Below are 17,927 nucleotides of genomic sequence, written 5' to 3' on the forward strand. Positions count from 1 at the left end.
TGCAAGCATGATTCGATACAAATTCTCCACGATGATTTTCGTTGCGTGTACAGCCAGTGTGATAACTTCGCTTGCTCCCACAGCGAATGCACAAAATACTGAATTGAAGCAGGTATTTGCTCAGCTTGGCGCAACGCCTGTGGTGCGTGCCCAATTTGAGCAGCAGAAAAAACTGGCAGCATTGAATAAAACCTATGTGTCCCAAGGTACTGTGCTGTTCAGCAAAAACCAAGGCGTGCTGTGGCAGATTCAAAGTCCAGTCAAGGCCGATTTGGTGGTGACAGCGCGTAAGCTGGTACAAAAGACGCAGCGCACGTCCAGTCAAATTGAAGTCGATAAGACTCCTTATGGCTCTGTAGCGACGATGTTTTTACAGTTGATGTCGGGCAATGAAGCGGCGCTCGCTAAAAACTTTAATGTGGTGTCTGCCAATTACAGCCCAACGCAGTGGAATGTCAGCTTAACGCCGAAAAGCAGTCTATTTAAAAAGCTTTTTGTCCAAGTCGATGCGCAAGGTCAGCGTTATGTGGACCGTATTACCATTTTGGAACAAGCCAATAACCGCACCATCATTCGTTTTAGCCAGCAAACGGCTCAACCTCAAACTTTAACGGCTGCGGAAAATGCGCTTTTCCAATTGGCAAAATAAATTTAGCGCTCTGTGGTTGTTGGTGCTGTGTGTCATTGCTTTGGCACTGGGCGTGGCTTGGCTGAATAAAGGCATCAAGATTGAGACCAATATTTTTGCTTTGCTGCCTGAAGCCCATCAAGATGCTCATCTGGAACAAGCACAGCAATATGTGAGTCAGCAGTTAAATGACAAAGTTTTTGTGGTGTTGGATGCCAAAGCAGATCTGCAATTAGAACAGGCAACGCAAGTACTCAAAACCCAAGCCGACCAAAGTCAGCTGTTTTTACCTGTGCGTCCGCAGCTTGATCCTGATCAATTTGCCCAAGCACTGTATCAGCACAAAGCAGGGCTATTATCCAAGTCAGATCAGCAGATTTTGCAAGGGCAGGATCATACCGCACTGACAGAGCAGGGCTTATTACAACTGATGAGTCCGGGCATGCCAATCACGGCTGAAATGCTCAAGCAAGATCCCTTGCTGCTGTTTCCCAGTTATGCAGTGGGTTTAAGTGCCCTACAAAGCAATGCCGATATCAATTTAGAGCAGGGCTTTGCCACGATTCGTGATGAGCAGGGCATCTCGCGCCTGATGGTACTTCAGCTCAATAATAGCCCCTATAACATTGCCTACCAAGAGCAGACCGCTGCATTTATCCAAAATATCAATCAGCAACTCAACCAGTTGCAGGTCAAACCGCACTGGACAGGTACGCTGCTGTTTGCACAGTTCGGCACTAACTCTGCCAAAGAGGAAATTTCCACCATTGGAGTGGGTTCGACCATCGGGATTTTGCTTCTAGTCTGGTTTGGCTTCCGTTCGATACGACCCATGCTGACGGAAATGGTTGCAGTCGGCACAGGCAGCTTGGTGGCCTTTGCTGTGACCTATTGGGTTTTTGGCGAAATTCACCTGATGACACTGGTCTTTGGTGCCAGTCTGATTGGGGTCTGTGTCGATTTTTCATTTTACTTCATGGCCATGCAGTCTCAGCACCGACAGATCGATGGATTTACTGTTCTAAAGCCGTTATTGCCAAGTCTATTTGTGGGGTTAATGACCACGCTATTGGCCTATGTGGTGCTTAGTTTTACCCCATTTCCGGGCTTTAAACAGATTGCAGTCTTTTCTATGGTTGGACTGAGTGCCGCATGGGTGACCAGTATTTTATTGCTGCCACGTTTGCCTGCGCTGAATGCGGAACCTGCGATACGTGCACTGGGCTTTATTGGCAAAGCGCGTAGTTATGTGCAGAGCCACAACAAGCTACGTTATGGCATGATTGCATTGATTGTACTGGTGACGGGTATTAGTCTCACCTTGCTGAAAAGCAATGATGACATCCGTAATTTACAAAGTATGGATGCCACTTTAAAGCAGGAAGATCAATATATTCGTTCTCGTTTTATGCAGCAGCAAAGCAGCGAATACTTTGTGGTACGGGGCAGAAGCTCAGCAGAGTTGGAGCAGCGCGAACAGCAACTACTGGCAGAGCTTGCGTCCTTGCAACAGGCTGGCAAGTTGGATGCTGTTCAAGCTTTAGGGCAGTGGATTCCATCGCTTGAGCAGCAAAAAAAGAATGTTGAAATGTTACAGGCGATTCCTCAGCCGGCTTTAGTGGAATATGCGCAAGCGTTGCAGCTCAACGCAGCGGATATTTTAAACTGGCAAGCGCATTTAAAAGACCAACCGTTATTGACCGAAGCGGTCTTTAAAGATCATCCTCTGCATTTTTTGCAGATGAGTCCGACACAACGTTTGGTGATGCTGCAAAATGTGCATGACGTCAAAGCCGTGCAACAGCTTGAAAATGCGGATGTACAACTGTTACGCCCCGTTCATCAACTGTCTGAATTGTTTAAACAACACCGTGAGCAGGCACAGTGGCTATTACTCAGCGCTTTGCTGATTTTAGCCATTGGCTTAGGGGCACTGTATGGCAAAAAATCCATTCTGCCTTTGGTGTTGCCTGTCAGCATGGCCTTAATGACCACGTTTGCGATTCAAGCATGGCTGGGTGTCGAGATTAATTTATTCAGCATTATGGGTACCTTCCTGATCATTGGAATTGGGGTGGATTATGCTATTTTCTACCGCCATGGACATGATCATCCACAAGTGGTGGGTATGGCTTTGTTTCTGTGCATGATGTCGACGTTCTTTGGTTTTGGTTTGCTGTCCTTTAGTCATACTTATGCCATTCACAGTTTTGGCCTAACAGTGTTGCTGGGCGTTATTTTTTCATTTATTTATGCCACACTTTTTACATCCTCCGATGCGAAACATGTGGTGGTTCAACAATATCAGCCAAAGAGCTGAGTCAAAGGGTACAGTGCAATGAGCACCATGCAACAGACAGATGTTTTAATTATTGGGGCGGGACCATCAGGCAGCTCGGCTGCAGCTTTGCTGCGTCAAAAAGGTTACCACGTCACGGTCATCGAAAAGCAATATTTTCCGAGGTTTTCCATTGGTGAATCTTTATTGCCGCAGTGTATGGTGTTTTTGGAAGAAGCGGGTTTGTTGGAGACCGTTCGCGCACATGCCGATGAATATGCCTTTCAGTTTAAAAATGGCGCGGCTTTTTTAAGAGGTACGCAGCGCAGTTTTTATGACTTTACTCAAAAGTTTAGCGAAGGTCCAGGCACTACATGGCAGGTAAGACGTGCCAACTTTGACCAGCTTTTGGCACAGCAAGCCGAAAAAATGGGCGCAGATATCCGTTTTGGTCATGAAGTTTTGGCGGTCGATGTGGCATCTACACAACCGATTTTGACGGTGAAAGGTGAGCAAGGCAACAACTACCAAATTCAAGGCAAATTTCTATTGGATGCCAGTGGTTTTGGCCGAATTTTGCCGAAGTTTCTCGACTTAGAAAGTCCATCGGACTTTCCAGTGCGCCGTGCGGTCTTTACCCATATTGAAGATGGTTTGTTGGATGATCCTGAGTTTGACCGTGAGAAAATCTTAATTACCGTGCATGAAAAAGACCATCGTGCGTGGTATTGGCTAATTCCTTTTGCCGATGGGCGGTCTTCATTTGGCGTCGTTGCGGAGCAAGATTTCTTTGAAAGATATGGTTATGACGGTAATGCAGATTATGATTTAGAAGCCTTGCAAAAACGTATTTTGGCCGATGATGTCAGKTTGTCGCATTTATTGCGCCACGCTAAGCATGATACTCCTGTACGTACTTTGGTGGGCTACTCTGCCGATGTTAAACATTTGGCATCTGAAAACTACGCGTTACTGGGCAATGCCGGTGAGTTCCTCGATCCTGTCTTTTCTTCAGGGGTAACTATTGCCTTAAAATCGTCTAGTCTAGCTGTGCCATTGGTCGAGCAAGTGTTGCAAGGTCAGAAGGTAGACTGGATGGAGCAATATGAAAAACCGCTACGTAAAGGCATTCAAGTGTTCCGTGCCTATGTCGAATCATGGTATTCAGGTGAATTTCAGGATGTGGTGTTCTCCACTCATCAGGATGAAAAAATCCGCCGTATGATTGCTTCTTTACTGGCAGGTTATGCGTGGGATGAGAGCAACCCGATTCATCGTAATGCCAAGCAACGTTTGAGTACTTTGGCCGAATATTGTCGAGAAGAACAAACTCAAACAACTTCAGAAAGAGTCGCTGACCGATGAAACTTAAGCTGCATTTGAAAACTGTCAGTTGGGTTTTAGCCAGTGCTTTGCTCTGTAGTGCCTGTCAAAGTTGGATCCCTAAAGCGCAAGGACTCGCGACCCCAGAGTGGGCTGCGCAAAATTATCAACGTCAAGATCAAATCGAAGTGCAGTGGAAAAGCCAGAGTTTCAGCTTTTTACTGTACCAACAGCAACGGGGACAGTCGCTTGACATGTTGGCGCTTAGTCTCACAGGACAGCAGTTATTCAAGCTCAGCTTTGATGGTCAAAAGGTAGACGTTGAACAGCGGATTGATCCAATGAAACGGTTGCCTTTTGATTATGTGGTGCGCGATATTTTGTATGCGACCTATCCGAATTTTGCTGGGTTACATGCTGCTCAAAATGCGATCGTACAGAAAGCCGATACCATTTATATGCAGCAACAGCCCGTGTTGAAAATTCAGCAAAATGAGGGGGCAATTGAACTGGATAATTTGCAAGTGCCTTATCAGATGGTGATCAGCGCGGTGAACAATACTTTAGAAGATGATCAAGGTGACCATCATGACTAAAAATCTACAGCATGTTTCAGCTGTTGGCATTCAGTTCAGTGCGGCGTTGTCGGCTTTGGGACAAAATGCCGCTGAACTTCAACATGCCTTAACACACACAGAAAATACTTTGTCGCAACGAGAGGATTTGATCGCGGGGCGTTCGGTCTGGGTCGGTGCATCTGACCAAGCCTTGCTTCAAGCAGTTCCTGCAAGCTTGAGCGGTGCAGACTCACGGAATTTACGCTTTGCCCTGACGGCTCTGGCACAAATTCAAACCGAGATTCATGCTTATACTGCACAGTTTCCTAGACAACGTCTCGCAGTGATTATCGGCACGTCAACCTCAGGCATCGCGGATAATGAGCCTACTTTAAAAGCGCAGTTTCAACAGCCAGCGTCGCAGTCTGTACAGCACCAAAAGCAAGAAATGGGCAGTTTAGCGAAAGCCCTACAACAGTATTTGGGCTGGGAAGGGCCTGCCTATACCATTTCTACTGCCTGTTCCTCTGCGGCTAAAGCAATGGCTGCGGGGCAACGTCTGCTGAATGCTAATTTGGCTGATGCAGTCTTAGTGGGTGGAGTCGACACCCTATGCAAGCTGACCTTAAATGGTTTTGATAGTTTAGAAAGCTTATCGAACGGAATTTGTCAGCCCTGTGGGGCCAACCGTGGCGGCATTAATATTGGTGAAGCGGCAGGATTATTTTTACTGTCCAATGCGCCTGCCCCTGTGATGTTACTGTCGAGCGGCGAGTCAATGGATGCATGGCATATTTCAGCACCACATCCAGAAGGGAAAGGGGCTGCGGAGGCGATGCAAAAAGCTTTAGGCGCTGCACAGCTGCAAGCAAGCGATATTGATTATTTAAATTTGCATGGCACATCCACACCGCAAAATGATGCGATGGAAATGAAGGCGGTACAGACTGTTTTCTCTGATGCAGCTGTGGCCTTGAGCAGCACCAAACATAAAACGGGGCATTGTCTGGGGGCAGCGGGTGCAATCGAAGCTTTTATTTGCCAGCAGGTTTTATTGGATCAATCTTGGTTGCCGCTGCATCATGCAGGTGAATTGGACGATGCTTTGGCTGGGCAAAACTATGTGTTTACACCGCATTTGAATACACCCATTCGCTATGCGATGAGTAATTCTTTTGCTTTTGGCGGCAGCAATATCAGTTTAATTTTCGGGACAGCTTTGCCATGATGGATGCAGTACAGTTTATTCCGCATGCGAAACCGATGGTTTTCGTGAGCCATTTGATTGAAGCCAATGATGAATTTGCTATTGCAGAACTTCACATCACGCCAGATTTGATGTTTTGTGAGCCAAAAGGCTTGCCCACATGGAGCAGCATTGAGTTGATGGCGCAGACCATTAGTGCCTATGCCGGTTATAAAGGACAAACTCAGGGCTTGCCACCGAAAATTGGCTTTTTATTGGGAACGCGTAAAATGCAGTTACCCTGTGCCTATTTTAGTTTGGGTACAACCGTGCGGATTCGAGTAGAACAAAGTTATCTGCACGAAGGTTTGGGGCAGTTTAATTGTGAAATTGAATATCAAGAACATCGGTTCAGCGCCATGTTGAGCGTATTTGAGCCTGAAAATATGAATGAAATCATTGGAAAATTAGTGTGAACAGAAGAATTTTAGTCACGGGTTCGAGTCGTGGAATAGGTAAAGCGATTGCTTTGGAGTTGGCAAAGGCAGGCTTTGATGTCACGGTCCATGCTCGTTCAAGACAGTCTGAGGCCGAAGCAGTGGCTCAGAAAATTCAAGCGCTTGGGCAGGCCAGCCATGTACTGATGTTCGATGTGAATGAGCGTGAAAAGATTGCCGCCATTTTAGAGCAAGATATAGCACAGCATGGCGCTTTTTACGGTGCTGTGCTGAATGCAGGATTAACCCGTGATGGTGCTTTTCCCGCACTGACCGATGAAGACTGGGATGATGTGGTCTCGACCTCTCTGAACGGTTTTTATAATGTGCTGAAACCCTTGATGATGCCGATGATTCGCTTGAAAAAGGGCGGACGTATTGTGACCTTATCTTCGGTGTCTGGCATTATGGGTAACCGTGGTCAGGTGAACTATAGTGCTGCTAAAGCAGGCTTAATTGGCGCGACCAAAGCATTGGCACTGGAATTGGCCAAACGCAAAATTACGGTGAACTGTGTGGCTCCAGGCTTGATTGAAACCGAAATGGTCACGGAAGAAGTCAAAGAACATGCCCTGAAAATGATCCCGATGCAGCGCATGGGGCAGGTGGAAGAAGTCGCAAAAGCGGTGAAGTTTTTATGCAGTGATGATGCCAGTTATATCACCCGCCAAGTGATTTCAGTCAATGGAGGCTTGATCTAATGAAACGTGTTGTTGTGACAGGCATGTCTGGGATTACCTCTTTGGGGGAAACCGCAGAGCAAATTTTTGAGCAGTTTGCACAAGGGAAAAGCGGTATTCGCTATATGCCTGACTGGGAAATTTATCCTGATTTACGCAGTAAATTGGCGGGCCCTGTGGAATCCTTTACTGTACCCAAGCATTTTAACCGTAAGGTGACCCGTGGCATGGGGCGTGTTGCTTTAATGTCTGCCGTATGTGCTGAAAAAGCACTGGAAGATGCAGGTTTACTACATGCCGATATTTTAAAAAGTGGCGATACAGGTGTGGCCTTTGGTTCCTCTGCGGGCAGTGTGGATGCCGTACGTGAGTTTGGCTCGATGTTGATTGAGCATAATATGAGCCAACTCAATGCTACGACCTACATTCGTATGATGTCTCATACTAGTGCAGTCAATATGACGGTTTATTTTGGTTTAAAGGGTTTAACGCTGCCGACCTCAAGTGCGTGTACTTCCGGTTCGATGGCCATTGGACAAGCTTATGAAGCGATTAAATACGGCAAGCAAACTGTGATGATTGCAGGTGGAGCAGAAGAGCTCAGCGCTGCGGGTTCAGCTGTGTTTGATGTACTGTTAGCGACCAGCGTTCAAAATGATCATCCAGAGAAAACTCCGCGTCCCTTTGATGCAAATCGGGATGGTTTGGTTGTTGGTGAAGGTGCAGGCTGTTTGATTTTAGAAGAATATGAACATGCTCAAGCACGTGGAGCGACTATTTATGCTGAGATCATCGGTTATGGTAGCAATACTGATGGTCAGCATGTGACGCGACCTGATTCTGAGATGATGGGACGCTGTATGCAATTGGCACTGAAAGATGCACAGCTTACTGCTGCGGATATTGATTATGTTAATGCACATGGCACTTCGACTGATCAGGGTGATATTGCTGAATCACAAGCAACTGTGCGTATATTGGGTCAAAAGCCAATCAGTTCATTAAAAAGCTATTTTGGTCATACTTTAGGTGCATGTGGTGCAATTGAAGCATGGCTCAGCATTGAAATGATGCAACGTAATCAATTCGTGCCAACTTTAAACTTAGATAACATTGACCCTGCGTGTGCGGAATTAGATTATATTTGTGGTGATATTCGCCCGATGTCAGCAAAAATTATTATGACGAATAATTTTGCCTTTGGTGGCATTAATACATCATTAATTTTCAAAAATAATATAGACCATAACTGAAACAGAGGGTAAAAAATGGGGTTTAAAAAAACACTATATATCTTATCAGCAGTGAGTATGCTGGGATTAACAGCTTGTAGTACTGTAAAAATTTCTGATTATCCGCAGCGGCAATTAATGACAGCAAAATATGCGACTGCGGCTGATATTGTGAACAATATTCGACTTGGTGTTGGGCAAAATGCGCGCACTGGTTGGGTAGTTGAACAGGCAGATCAGACAAAGGTAGTTGCGGGTTTAACCCGTCGTAGCCATTATTTACAAGTAACCTATCTCATCTCAGGTAATCAAGTCAGTTCACAAATTACAGGTAGCCGTAATCTCGATCAACGTGGTAATAAAATTCATAAAAATGCGATGGCATGGAAGGCACGTTTAGATAATTCGGTATTTACACAACTTTCAAAAACGTTAAATTAAATAAGAGAGCAATTACTATGAATATTAAGCAATTTGGCTTCACAGCTATTCTGGGGCTAGCTGCATTTACATCAGCACATGCAGCTGACCAAATGCATGATTTCAATTTCCAAGAAGCTGTAAGCCGTGCTGTTGCTGATGGGGTTTTGGATGGTTCAGTAAAATTTTATTTGGCGGGAACCAAGTCGGGCGGTAAGGTGATTGAAAAAGGCTTAGTGACCAATAAAAAGACCAATGGTTTTGCCAAATCTGCGGAAAGTTCATGTGATCATGTACTTCGTTCGGCATTGATTCAATTTCAAAATACAGCCAAAGCCAAAGGCGCCAATGCGGTGACCAATCTGGTGAGTTTCTATAAGTCCAATGAAACACGTAGCACCACGACTTACCAATGTGCGAAAGGTACGGCATTAGCAGGGGTGGCATTAAAAGGTGACTTAGTAAAGTTCTAATATGGTCTGATAGCATGGTCTTTCTAGAAACAAGAGAAAGACCTTATCTGACTGGATTGGTCGCTGCGGTGTGGAACTGGAACCTTTGGCCAATGCTTTAAAAGAGGTGGTGCTGCAACAGCAGGTGCTGCATGCCGATCAAGCGCCGGTCACCATTGTTAGCGGCAGTGTAAAAATGACCCCCTAATGGCATTTAAAAACTGCCCCCCTTGGTTAATATAGCGGTCATTTTGGACTGCTCAACATGTTAACTTTGGAGCAAGCAGTGACAATCCAAATACTTCATCAGCAAGGTAAATCTATTAAAGCTATTACTCGTGAACTGGGGGTGTCCAGAAATACCGTACGTAAATATTTACGGCAAAACACCACACCTCAGTATCAGCGTATACAGCCTAGAATAAGTATCCTTGACCCATATAAAGCCTATTTACTCCAACGTGTAAACGCAGCTCATCCTGAATGGATTCCTGCTGTTGTGCTCTACCAGGAAATTTTAGGGTTGGGATATCCAGGAAAGATCAGGATCTTGAGGGAATATCTTGCAACATTAAAACCAGTTGCTCAACCGGAACCGATCATTCGTTTTCAAACCCAACCTGGCCAACAAATGCAGGTAGATTTCACGACAATTCGACGCAACAACACGACTTTAAAAGCCTTTGTCGCAACATTAGGGTATTCCAGAGCGACTTTCGTGAAATTTTATGATCATGAACGTACCGATGCATGGATCGATGGTCTAGAAAATGCATTTCAGTTCTTTGCAGGAGTACCTCAAGAAATCCTGTTTGATAACGCTAAAACGATCATGATTGAACGGGATGCCTATCAGGAGGGGCAGCATAAATGGAATCCCAAACTGCTCGACTGCGCCAAGAAATACAGCTTTCGTCCTCGCGTATGTAAGCCCTACCGTGCACTGAACCGTACTGGGTTTGTCGGAGACTTTTTTATTTAAGTTAGGCCACCTGACCTAACGTGTTAACCTTATCATAGTACATTGCTTCAAACTCAAAAGGCGATACATAACCTAGTGCACTATGTACACGCTCTTTATTGAACCAATCTACCCAATTTAGTGTCGCAAGTTGTACATGTGCTAAACCTTGCCAATCTGCTTTTAGATATTCAATCACCTCTGTTTTGTATAAGCCATTCACCGTTTCAGCCAAAGCATTATCGTATGAATCACCCGTTGTACCGACTGATGCTCGTAAATTTGCTGCTTCAAAACGATTGGTATAGCGAATAGAAAGATATTGAACACTTCTATCGGAATGATGAATCACATTCTTTGGCATGCCTCGATCGTGCAATGCTTCTCATCACAGAGATCTAGAGTCCGATAATAGGTTGAAGGGGCGATCAGTAAAATTCTACAAATCGCCTCGACTCCGTACAGCTCTTTATTATGGATAAAATCCACCATTATTTGTGAGGGCGGTCGAGCTCCGCCTGGGCGAAAAAAGCGGCTGCTTTGCGTAGAATTTCATTGGCACGCTTTAATTCTTTAATTTCACGTTCCATTTGCTTCATTTTTTCTTGGTCAGATATCTGTTGTACTTTGGCAGGATTTAGTTGATCCATATGCTTTAAATACCAAACACGCAATGTTTCAGGAGTACAACCGATTTTAGGAGCAATAGCTGTGATTGCTGCCCAAGTAGAAGGATAATCTTTTTCAGATTCAATTAGTAATTGAACCGCTCTGTCTCTAATTTCGGGGGGATAGTTTGGTTTTTTCATCGGAATAGTCTCTCAGAATATTGAGTCTCCGACAAACCCGGTACGGTTCAGCTTTCCTTAAAGCCGGTTTACCTATTGTAATGGAAGAACCTGCGACAGTTGCGTGGTTTGGCCTACGTCTTGGACCTACAACATTTGGTATTTTTGATGCATTTCCTGATGAGGCGGGTCGCCAAGCGCATTTATCTGGCAAGGTTGCAGCTGCGTGGATGGCTCAGGCCGAAGAGCTATTTTCAGAGCCACCGTCTATTGAAAAAGTAGATGTTTTGGCGAGTAAACTACCAGCTTAAACCGACGCTTAAATGTATAAGGGTGCTGCCTGAAATTTTGAATGAAAGGCAGCACTTCAACCCTGTGAGGTTTGTCAGAGGTTTTTTATTCAAGTTGGGCTACTTTATTTATTGGCTTAATCTCATCATTTAAATGGGTCAATATCAAAACAGATTGGACCGAAAATCTTGGACGATTCAGCAGATTATGACACGCGTGCGAATTTGATGTGGGCTGCTAGCATGGCACTGAATGGGCTAATTGGAGCTGGTGTACCACAAGATTGGTCAACCCATTTGATTGGACATGAGCTCACGGCTTTATATGGTATTGATCATGCTCGTACCTTGGCCATTGTGTTGCCGGCCAATCTACAAGTGCGTCGTCAAGAGAAGCGAGAAAAATTACTACAGTATGCAGCTCGAGTCTGGCAGATTGTCGAAGGTGATGAAGAACAACGTATTGATACTGTTATTGCTCGTACTCGAGCTTTCTTTGAGCAACTTGGATTGCCGACCCGTCTTAGCGATTATGGACTGGGGGAGACAGATATTGAGATCATCATTACGCAACTTAAATCACACAATCTTACACAGCTAGGCGAACATAAAAATGTTTCATTAGAGATCAGTCGCCAAATTCTCGAGATGAGCATCTAAGCTAAATGCGCGTATATGGCATGCTCTGACCCTGTAACAATGCTCCTCAATCATGAAAATTATCGGAGAAATAACATGAAAATTTTAATCGTTTTAACCTCACATGATCAACTTGGCAATACTGGTAAGAAAACAGGTTTCTGGCTAGAGGAACTTGCTGCACCGTATTACACCTTTATTGACTCTGGTGCTGAAGTTACGCTGGCGTCGCCTCAAGGTGGGCAGCCACCACTAGATCCGAAAAGTAATTTAGCCGATGCTCAAACTGAAACCACTCATCGTTTTGAAGCAGATCCAACTGCAATGCAAGCATTGGCACAGACGCATAAACTGAGCGAAATTTCTGTAGCTGATTATGATGCAGTGTTTTATCCAGGCGGGCATGGCCCATTGTGGGATTTAGCAGAAGATCCGATTTCAATTTCTCTGATTGAACAGGCGATTCAGTCTGGCAAACCTGTTGCAGCAGTGTGTCATGCCCCAGGTGTTCTTCGTCATGTGAAAGCGAGTAATGGAGCGCCTTTAGTTAGCGGTAAATTAGTGACTGGTTTCACCAATACTGAGGAAGCCGCTGTAGGTTTGACTGAAATTGTACCATTTTTAGTTGAAGACATGCTTAAAGAAAACGGTGGTCATTATTCTAAAGTAGATGATTGGCAAGTATATGTTCAAGTAGATGGCTTGCTGGTTACTGGACAAAATCCAGCATCTTCTGCTGCAGCGGCCTCAGCATTACTTCAATTGTTGAAATAAAGAGTAGCTAGTGCCTGTTGTGGTGCTTAGTCGTGAATAAACTTCTGACTCTGAGCAACTGGCGCAACAAGCAAAATAACCGTCACTTAATGGTGAAGGGCCTGAGTGAATAGCTTTCCTTCCTTTATTTTTCTATGTACAGGAAGGAAGGGTATTTTTATTTGAATCTTCACTTTTTAATAGAAATTTAGTTGTTCTCAGCGCTTGATGTAATGGTGTTTTATCTTTTTGCAACTTACTCAGTAATGCTGCACCTAACCACATTTGGTAAAGTACTTGTGCCAAAGTCGAGGCCTCAGTATCTGCTTGGATAGACCGATCCTGTTTACCCAAATCAATTAAACCAGCAATACGTTCGATTACATCATCGACGCCAGCGGACATAATGGAGCGCATATCTTCAGATAGATCGGCAACTTCTGCGGCAAGTTTCACAATTAAACAGCTATCCGCCCAACCACACTGTGTTTCAGGGTCTTCTATCCATAAATTAAAATACTCAATCAGCTTTTGATAAGGGGATTTATCGCTACGCCATACATCATTTAAACGGACTTGGTAATTGTCTACATAATGCTGTACCAATTCACATCCGAAAGCTTCCTTAGATTGGAAATAATGATAAAACGAGCCTTTAGGGATCTCACAGCTCTGCAAAATTTCCTGTAATCCTACACCGGTAAAACCTTTATGCAAAATCAGGTCTGAACTGGTGTTAAGAATGTGTAAGCGCTTCGCTTCAGACTTTTTAATAGGAGTAGGCTTCATATTAATTATTTACTCTATTGAAAAAATAGACCAGTCGTATTATATTTTAGTTTAACTCATCTACAATAGTTGTAAAGAAATTTTTAATCATAATTTTTGATTGTGAAGAGAAATACTTCTAAACAAAACATGGAGTTATATGTGTGAAAACAGTTATTAATCAACGCATAGTTTTAGCTAAACGGCCAGTGGGTGAGCCAAAACACAGCGATTTTCATATTGAGCAAATTGAGCTCAATGAACTTAAACAAGGTGGAGATATTATTGAAAACCATTTACTTGTCACTCGATCCTTATATGCGTGGTCGCATGAGTGATGCTCATTCATATGCAGCAACAGTGAAACGAGGCAAATATATTAGTTCCGACTTAATTTGGCACAGAGCTTGAAAAAGAAGAAATTACCGATTTTGATTAGAGGTGTCGAATCTCTATCAATAAAGCTAATTTTCATGTTGCATACTAACGCCTGAGTTAAGCCGACCTGCGTAGCGGTACGGCCTGAACGAATTGTTAGACCGCGCAGAGTGTTTATTGCTCATGCTCTTGATCTGCAACTAATAGTCCACTGATCTTTTCAAAGCAACGGCCAGATGGCCATATAACATCAACCATATCTAGATCAGAAATATCAAATGGTGGTTCGACAACCTCGCCAACTCCTTGTCCTCGTCCCCATGAGTCGAATGCGTTAGGTTCCCAAGTGTTGGGATTTTTTCGAACTAAGGTTCCAACAACGATTGCTGAAGTCATTGGCTGCGGCACTCACATAATTTTCTTCAAGTTTGGTACTAACCGCTGCCAGCCGTCATCTCCAAGTTCTGCGTCGTCAAACACGAGATAGATTTCCCACATATCATTTGAAACCCTGTCTTTGGATATGGCATACCCAGCCAAGTTATTTATGGCCTTATCGAGTTCTTCAAAAGAGGCATCTTGATTAATAGCTTTTTTGGCTATATGAACAGCCAGTCGATCAATAAGTGGTCCTATTTCATTTTCATGGCACAGTGAAACCATGCTGTTGAACTCATGGATGAACGCGTCATCTGGCTTTGAACGAACGCAGATCTGGTAGAGGGTAGCGATGATATCGGGCATGCCGCCTAACACCTGAGTTAAGCCGCGCCGCGAAGCGGCGTCGGCTTGAATGAATTGTTAGCGCGCATGTAGCGACTGCACACGCTGTTGCAGTTCAACCAGGTTACGTGATGAAAGCATCTCCTGCGCAGACGTGGGGAACATCTGCGCAATATCGATCTGATGTTGCGAGCCATCACCAGGCTTGAGCAGCCTAACGGGAGTTCCATCTTCCGCAAGTCTCACGACTGCAGGGCCATTTGTACCTTGCTGATGGTTGGGTGATCGACAGTCAAGATAGATAAAAAGTTCGTTGGTCGATTCGCCGATCTGCTCATAGAAGCAACGCGGCTGATCTATCCAAGCATGGCTGATCTCAAGTAGACGAATGACACGGGAGTCAAGCGCGGGAGCACGCGGCTGTGAGACTTGGCAGGCGGCAAGAAACATTAAAGGAATTGCGAGACTGTAGCGGGTCATGTGCGCTAACGTTCCGGTTCAGCGGCGGCGCGCTAGCGCCGTCCGCTGAAACCGGTTGTTAGGCGGGTGCGGATCATGCCTTGTCACTGGCATTAGTGCTTATGGTGACCAGTGTTTCCTCGTCATACTGTGATTCATAATCCGCTGAAGGAGGTATGACCTTGATCACGTCGATAAGTACTCCGTTCGGATCAGATGTGATGAAGTGCCGTTGGCCAAAGTCCTCCGATCGAAGCGGCAGATGCATTGGAAGCCCGATCTTGCGCAGTCGCTCATACTCGGCATCCACGTCATCAACTTCGAGATTGACGATAAGCCCGCCCTTGAATTTGCCACGGAATGCTTCCGGTACGGTCGGGTGATCTGGATCAAGAAAAGCTAGTTCAAATGCAGGCTGCTGGTCCGTCTTCAGGCTCACGTACCACTCTGAGTCGAACGCGACCTTAAAGAAAAAATTCGCCGTCCAGAACGCTTTGGATTTCGCCACATCTTCAGTCATGATTACCGGGTAGAGACTATTGATTTTCATTGGGAGACTCCTCGTCGAACTTTAAGATGAGTCTCCATTGTGTTCGGTGAGAAGGCTCGCGTCTTGTAAAAATGCGGCATGTTCGCGCACCCGTACGGGAGGCAGCCCGAAGAATCGGGCGAACTCATGTGTGAAGTGACTCTGGTCTGTGTACCCAATGACGGCGGCAATTTGCGCCAGCGGCAAATTCGAGTTAGCAAGCAGCGCAGAGGCGCGCCGAAAGCGGATGATTTGTGCGAACAGCTTGGGTGATAGACCCACCACATCAAGAAACGTCCGCTCGAACTGTCGACGGCTCTTGCAATACATGTTCGCCACTTCGGAAACCCTCAGTGTGCCGTGCGTTGTTTCAATGTGCCTGATGACATCATCGATTCTGGCGTGACGAGGAGGTTGTCGCTTGAAATGACGCAACATAACGGCATCCAAGTGCCTGAACGACGAGCCAACAGAAATCGACTCGGCCAACCCGGATACATCCGGTAAGAACACTCCATCGGCTGAATGCACAGCATTCGTAAGCTCGGAGGTTCTGGCATCCAAGAAATGTCGGCTTTGTCCTGGCCTGAAGCGAACCCCCAAGTAATGGCTACCTATCTCGAGCGGGACTTCCGATCTTATCGTGGTCGTGCCGTAAGCGTAAACCTCAGAGGTGGCTCCACCCACCACAACGATGACGTCCACGGCACCATCTGGCACGATAGGGAAGCTTTCATCGCTGTTGTCGAAGCTTAACCAGTAATGACTTATATAAGGCCGCAAGGGGGCGGCTGGCAAAGAAATATGAATGGGTGGAGTAGATAAGCTCATCTGGTTGCCAAGCTGCCTAACTACAGTTATACGGCAAATTTGCCGAATAACCAAAATGAATTTGCAACATAACTATTTTGACATCCTATTTTTTCTCGTTATATTTCAAATACCTTAAAGATTAAAAACATAATTGTCAAGTTGCGATAATCCAAAATTAAACGCATAAGCAACCACCAAAACTATTAGAAAAAGTCGCTTATACAGGACGATACAGACATTTAAGCCTATCAACAGAACGAGCTTATATCCAATGGATTAAACGCTACATCCTTTATCATAACAAACAACACCCAAGTATTTTAAACGAAACACAAATTAAAAGTTATCTGTCATATTTAGTGAGTAATAACGGCGTGAGCAAATCAACCCACAAACGAGCACTCAGTCTATTATTCTTTCTTTACCACGATGTATTAAATATCACTCTGCCATATATTGATAGGGGCTTAGGAAGTTAAGCATATTTAAAATTATGGTAACTTCCTTATATGAAAGCAAAAATAGATGCTATTCCCGTTGTAGAATCGCAGAAGCAAAATTCAGGCAAATTATTCGCTTTTTTGCCATGGATTTTACTGCATCTAATACTGCTAAACTCACTAATATTTCTGTGCGATCTATCCATACTATTTACATAAAATTGCATAAAAGATCGCTGTCCAGTGTGAAAAAATATCTCCCTTCAATGGCATCGTTGAACTGGATGAATCCTACTTCGATGCTCGTCGTATTCGAGGTAAACGAGGTCGAGGTGCTTCAAGTAAAACGATTGTATTCGGTCTGCTCAAACGAGATGGAAATGTTTATACAGAAATTGTTCCTGATTGTTCCAAAGCCACGCTACAAGGAATTATTCGTGGGCATCTAGAACTTGATTTAATCATCAACACAGATGGATGGAGAGGTTATGATGGTCTTGTCGATATTGGGTTTGAAAAGCACTTAAGAGTAAATCATGGTGACAATGAATTTGCTTGTGGAGAACGTCATATCAACGGCATGAAATCCTTTTGGGGCTATGCCAAAAAACGGCTGATTAAATTCAATGGAATTGACAAAAAGATGTTTTATTTGCATCTTAAATAGATGGAGTATCGCTTCAATCATCGGCATGGTCATTTATATCTTGATTTGCTGAAACTACTCCGTAATAACCCTCTTTAACTTCCTAAGCCCCATACCATTATCATCAAGCTCTGGAGAATATTCTCCAAGATTGATGGAGTCTTTTAATTGATTACCCCATAAGCAAGTTTGTAAGCGTCCGCTGAACACACCTTATGAATTCATCCTATAAGCCTTAATTTAGTCCCCACTTAAAAACAAGTGGGGACTTAAATTTATGACGACAAATAATCAGACATCCATCGCATCTCTAGCGAAAAAACGAAGAACATACAGTGCTGAATTTAAACAGCAGATCGTTCAGGCTTGTAAAGCACCTGACGTTTCAATTGCTTCGGTCGCTTTGCAACATGGATTGAATACAAATCTTGTATCCAAATGGATTCGCTTATTTGATGGTAAGCCAAAGAATGATCGCTCACCACTA

At 44.5% G+C, this 17,927-nt stretch carries 18 protein-coding genes, 8 pseudogenes and 1 other annotated feature; of the genes and pseudogenes, 19 read left to right on the forward strand and 7 right to left on the reverse strand.

Translation table 11 applies throughout. From position 1 onward, the window contains the following. Positions 1-7: 7 nt before the first annotated feature. The 12 genes and pseudogenes from BJN41_RS06090 to istA all read left to right on the forward strand — a co-directional run. Positions 8-649, forward strand: coding sequence for a LolA family protein (locus BJN41_RS06090; RefSeq protein WP_070153998.1), 642 nt, complete (start codon positions 8-10; stop codon positions 647-649). Continuing rightward, positions 624-2,948 carry an MMPL family transporter gene (locus BJN41_RS06095; protein WP_070153999.1) on the forward strand — a complete coding sequence of 775 codons (2,325 nt, stop codon included), beginning with the start codon at positions 624-626 and terminating at the stop codon, positions 2,946-2,948. The genes BJN41_RS06090 and BJN41_RS06095 overlap by 26 nt, the downstream gene beginning before the upstream one ends. 18 nt (positions 2,949-2,966) lie before the next feature. Beyond that, complete coding sequence (locus BJN41_RS06100) at positions 2,967-4,271, forward strand: NAD(P)/FAD-dependent oxidoreductase (protein ID WP_070154000.1); 1,305 nt, start codon at positions 2,967-2,969, stop codon at positions 4,269-4,271. Beyond that, positions 4,268-4,825 (forward strand): DUF3261 domain-containing protein, encoded by a 558-nt coding sequence (locus tag BJN41_RS06105; protein WP_070154001.1) that lies wholly within the window; start codon positions 4,268-4,270, stop codon positions 4,823-4,825. Before BJN41_RS06100 ends, BJN41_RS06105 begins: the two co-directional genes overlap by 4 nt. After that, entirely contained in the window at positions 4,818-6,014 is a 1,197-nt protein-coding gene (locus tag BJN41_RS06110) for a beta-ketoacyl-[acyl-carrier-protein] synthase family protein (protein ID WP_070154002.1), read from the forward strand. The genes BJN41_RS06105 and BJN41_RS06110 overlap by 8 nt, the downstream gene beginning before the upstream one ends. Beyond that, positions 6,011-6,448, forward strand: coding sequence for a 3-hydroxylacyl-ACP dehydratase (locus tag BJN41_RS06115; protein WP_070154003.1), 438 nt, complete (start codon positions 6,011-6,013; stop codon positions 6,446-6,448). The genes BJN41_RS06110 and BJN41_RS06115 overlap by 4 nt, the downstream gene beginning before the upstream one ends. Beyond that, the gene (locus BJN41_RS06120; protein WP_070154004.1) at positions 6,445-7,170 is read left to right on the forward strand and encodes a 3-ketoacyl-ACP reductase FabG2; all 726 of its coding nucleotides are present in this window, start codon (positions 6,445-6,447) and stop codon (positions 7,168-7,170) included. The genes BJN41_RS06115 and BJN41_RS06120 overlap by 4 nt, the downstream gene beginning before the upstream one ends. Further along, positions 7,170-8,402, forward strand: coding sequence for a beta-ketoacyl-ACP synthase (locus BJN41_RS06125; protein WP_070154005.1), 1,233 nt, complete (start codon positions 7,170-7,172; stop codon positions 8,400-8,402). Before BJN41_RS06120 ends, BJN41_RS06125 begins: the two co-directional genes overlap by 1 nt. A 57-nt stretch (positions 8,403-8,459) precedes the next feature. Further along, positions 8,460-8,822 carry a hypothetical protein gene (locus BJN41_RS06130; RefSeq protein WP_227515218.1) on the forward strand — a complete coding sequence of 121 codons (363 nt, stop codon included), beginning with the start codon at positions 8,460-8,462 and terminating at the stop codon, positions 8,820-8,822. Positions 8,823-8,839: 17 nt separating this feature from the next. Beyond that, complete coding sequence (locus tag BJN41_RS06135; protein ID WP_005090826.1) at positions 8,840-9,274, forward strand: hypothetical protein; 435 nt, start codon at positions 8,840-8,842, stop codon at positions 9,272-9,274. Between the two features lie 34 nt (positions 9,275-9,308). Further along, positions 9,309-9,434 (forward strand): annotated as a pseudogene (locus BJN41_RS14725) (IS66 family transposase); the annotation flags it as partial. A gap of 84 nt (positions 9,435-9,518) precedes the next feature. After that, positions 9,519-10,196 (forward strand): annotated as a pseudogene (gene istA / locus BJN41_RS06140) (IS21-like element ISAba8 family transposase); the annotation flags it as partial. A 40-nt stretch (positions 10,197-10,236) separates the two neighbouring features. Here istA and BJN41_RS15145 read toward each other — a convergent pair. Then, positions 10,237-11,023 (reverse strand): annotated as a pseudogene (locus BJN41_RS15145) (integrase core domain-containing protein). Next, positions 10,635-10,748, reverse strand: a sequence feature (AL1L pseudoknot). (Overlaps the previous pseudogene by 114 nt.) 50 nt (positions 11,024-11,073) lie before the next feature. Between BJN41_RS15145 and BJN41_RS06155 the strand changes: the two are divergent. The 3 genes and pseudogenes from BJN41_RS06155 to BJN41_RS06165 form a co-directional block, all read left to right on the forward strand. Further along, positions 11,074-11,313 (forward strand): annotated as a pseudogene (locus tag BJN41_RS06155) (putative quinol monooxygenase); the annotation flags it as partial. 150 nt (positions 11,314-11,463) lie between these two features. Then, positions 11,464-11,952: pseudogene (locus BJN41_RS06160) on the forward strand (iron-containing alcohol dehydrogenase); the annotation flags it as partial. Positions 11,953-12,027: 75 nt separating this feature from the next. Next, positions 12,028-12,705: a type 1 glutamine amidotransferase domain-containing protein gene (locus BJN41_RS06165; RefSeq protein ID WP_070154010.1), complete on the forward strand. Its 678-nt coding sequence runs from the start codon at positions 12,028-12,030 to the stop codon at positions 12,703-12,705. 132 nt (positions 12,706-12,837) lie between these two features. Here the strand turns inward: BJN41_RS06165 and BJN41_RS06170 are convergent, their stop codons facing one another. Further along, positions 12,838-13,473 carry a TetR/AcrR family transcriptional regulator gene (locus BJN41_RS06170; RefSeq protein WP_070154011.1) on the reverse strand — a complete coding sequence of 212 codons (636 nt, stop codon included), beginning with the start codon at positions 13,471-13,473 and terminating at the stop codon, positions 12,838-12,840. A 143-nt stretch (positions 13,474-13,616) separates the two neighbouring features. Between BJN41_RS06170 and BJN41_RS14740 the strand changes: the two are divergent. Continuing rightward, a pseudogene (locus tag BJN41_RS14740) lies at positions 13,617-13,827 on the forward strand (hypothetical protein); the annotation flags it as partial. Between the two features lie 177 nt (positions 13,828-14,004). On the opposite strand, the gene BJN41_RS06180 reads toward BJN41_RS14740, so the two are convergent. From BJN41_RS06180 to BJN41_RS06200, 5 genes are all read right to left on the reverse strand, one after another. Further along, the gene (locus BJN41_RS06180) at positions 14,005-14,226 is read right to left on the reverse strand and encodes a hypothetical protein (protein ID WP_070154013.1); all 222 of its coding nucleotides are present in this window, start codon (positions 14,224-14,226) and stop codon (positions 14,005-14,007) included. A gap of 12 nt (positions 14,227-14,238) precedes the next feature. Beyond that, positions 14,239-14,574, reverse strand: coding sequence for a hypothetical protein (locus BJN41_RS06185; protein WP_070154015.1), 336 nt, complete (start codon positions 14,572-14,574; stop codon positions 14,239-14,241). Between the two features lie 57 nt (positions 14,575-14,631). After that, the gene (locus tag BJN41_RS06190; RefSeq protein WP_070154017.1) at positions 14,632-15,033 is read right to left on the reverse strand and encodes a hypothetical protein; all 402 of its coding nucleotides are present in this window, start codon (positions 15,031-15,033) and stop codon (positions 14,632-14,634) included. Positions 15,034-15,106: 73 nt separating this feature from the next. Continuing rightward, a complete protein-coding gene (locus tag BJN41_RS06195) occupies positions 15,107-15,562 on the reverse strand; it encodes a VOC family protein (RefSeq protein ID WP_070154020.1) in 456 nt (151 codons plus the stop codon). Positions 15,563-15,583: 21 nt separating this feature from the next. After that, positions 15,584-16,372: an AraC family transcriptional regulator gene (locus BJN41_RS06200; protein ID WP_070154022.1), complete on the reverse strand. Its 789-nt coding sequence runs from the start codon at positions 16,370-16,372 to the stop codon at positions 15,584-15,586. 194 nt (positions 16,373-16,566) lie between these two features. Between BJN41_RS06200 and BJN41_RS16080 the strand changes: the two are divergent. The 3 genes and pseudogenes from BJN41_RS16080 to BJN41_RS14750 form a co-directional block, all read left to right on the forward strand. Then, positions 16,567-16,833: pseudogene (locus BJN41_RS16080) on the forward strand (phage integrase N-terminal SAM-like domain-containing protein); the annotation flags it as partial. 14 nt (positions 16,834-16,847) lie between these two features. Continuing rightward, positions 16,848-17,539 (forward strand): annotated as a pseudogene (locus BJN41_RS06205) (IS1595 family transposase). Positions 17,540-17,717: 178 nt separating this feature from the next. Beyond that, on the forward strand, positions 17,718-17,927 hold a 210-nt coding region (locus BJN41_RS14750), incomplete at its 3' end, for a transposase (protein ID WP_141730377.1).

It is taken from the genome of Acinetobacter towneri (assembly GCF_001758345.1).
Taxonomy (GTDB): domain Bacteria; phylum Pseudomonadota; class Gammaproteobacteria; order Pseudomonadales; family Moraxellaceae; genus Acinetobacter; species Acinetobacter towneri_A.